This is a genomic window from uncultured Streptococcus sp., from assembly GCF_938036805.1.
Lineage (GTDB): Bacteria > Bacillota > Bacilli > Lactobacillales > Streptococcaceae > Streptococcus.
Genome location: NZ_CALHWC010000149.1, coordinates 1 through 1,928 on the forward strand (window position 1 = coordinate 1; position 1,928 = coordinate 1,928).

General features: G+C 50.1%; 1 protein-coding gene. It reads left to right on the plus strand.

Annotated features, from left to right (window positions below; all coding sequences use genetic code 11):
- Positions 1-1,928 (plus strand): PolC-type DNA polymerase III (locus tag Q0191_RS06125; RefSeq protein WP_297664776.1); only part of this gene is annotated, 1,928 nt, incomplete at both ends.

Sequence of the window (1,928 nt, forward strand, 5' to 3'; positions counted from 1 at the left end):
CAGAAATGGATGAAAAACGAAGAAGAAGCCAAGAAGTTTGACATGATTAAGAAAGGCGCCTGGTTGCGCGTGCGCGGAAATGTGGAGATGAACAACTTCACTCGTGACCTGACCATGAATGTACAGGATGTCCAGGAAGTTACCCACTATGAGCGCAAGGACTTGATGCCTGAGGGGCAGAAACGGGTTGAGTTTCATGCCCATACCAATATGTCTACGATGGATGCCCTGCCTGAGGTGGAGGAAATCGTGGCAACGGCAGCTAAGTGGGGCCACAAGGCTGTCGCCATTACTGACCATGGCAATGTGCAGAGCTTTCCCCATGGCTACAAAGCTGCCAAGAAGGCTGGCATTCAGCTGATTTATGGTATGGAGGCCAATATTGTAGAAGATCGAGTACCTATCGTCTACAATGAAGTGGACATGGAGCTGAGCGATGCGACCTATGTAGTCTTTGACGTGGAAACAACAGGGCTTTCGGCGGTTTACAATGACTTGATTCAGGTTGCTGCCAGCAAGATGCACAAGGGCAATATCATCGCTGAGTTTGATGAGTTTATCAATCCGGGGCATCCTCTGTCGGCCTTTACGACGGACTTGACAGGGATTACAGATGAGCATGTCCGCAATGCCAAACCGCTAGAGCAAGTGCTGAAAGAGTTTCAGGAATTTTGCCAGGACAGTGTTCTCGTTGCCCATAATGCTACCTTTGACGTGGGCTTTATGAATGTCAACTATGAGCGGCATGGTCTGCCAAAAATTACTCAGCCGGTCATTGACACATTGGAATTTGCCCGCAACCTCTATCCAGAGTACAAGCGTCATGGTCTGGGGCCTTTGACCAAGCGTTTCCAGATTGCTCTGGAGCACCACCACATGGCCAACTATGACGCGGAAGCGACTGGCCGTCTCCTCTTTATCTTTATCAAGGATGTGGCCGAAAAGCATGGTGTGACCAATCTCAAGGATTTGAATACGGATCTGGTCGATGAGAATTCTTACAAGAAGGCTCGGGTCAAGCATGCGACTATTTATGTGAAAAATCAGACGGGTCTCAAGAATATTTTCAAACTAGTCAGTCTGTCCAATACCAAGTATTTTGAAGGTGTCCCTCGGATTCCACGGACCGTGCTGGATGCCCATCGTGAAGGCCTGATTCTGGGCTCGGCCTGCTCAGAAGGCGAAGTCTATGATGCTGTTGTCTCTCAGGGGGTGGATGCGGCTGTCGAAGTGGCCAAGTATTATGACTTTATCGAGGTCATGCCACCGGCTATCTATGAACCGTTGATTGCCAAGGAGCAGATCAAGGATCAAGAAGAACTGCAGACCATTATTCGCAATCTGATTGAGGTCGGAGATCGCTTGGGCAAGCCTGTCCTTGCGACGGGAAACGTCCACTATATCGAGCCGGAGGAAGAAATCTATCGTGAGATTATCGTCCGTAGTCTCGGTCAGGGAGCCATGATTAACCGTACCATTGGTCATGGTGAAAATGCTCAGCCTGCGCCGCTCCCTAAGGCTCACTTCCGGACTACCAATGAGATGCTGGACGAATTTGCCTTCCTGGGCGAGGACTTGGCTAAGAAGCTAGTTATCACCAATCCGAATCAGCTGGCGGAGATTTTTGAGCCGGTTGAGGTAGTCAAGGGCGACCTCTATACGCCTTTCATCGACAAGGCTGAGGAGACAGTTGCCGAGCTGACCTATCAAAAAGCCTTTGAGATTTATGGCAATCCGCTGCCGGATATCGTAGACTTGCGGATCGAAAAAGAGCTGACCTCTATCTTGGGGAATGGTTTCGCCGTGATTTATCTGGCTTCGCAGATGTTGGTGCAACGCTCCAACGAGCGGGGCTATCTGGTAGGTTCGCGGGGGTCTGTCGGATCCAGCTTTGTTGCGACCATGATTGGGATTACCGAGGTTAATCC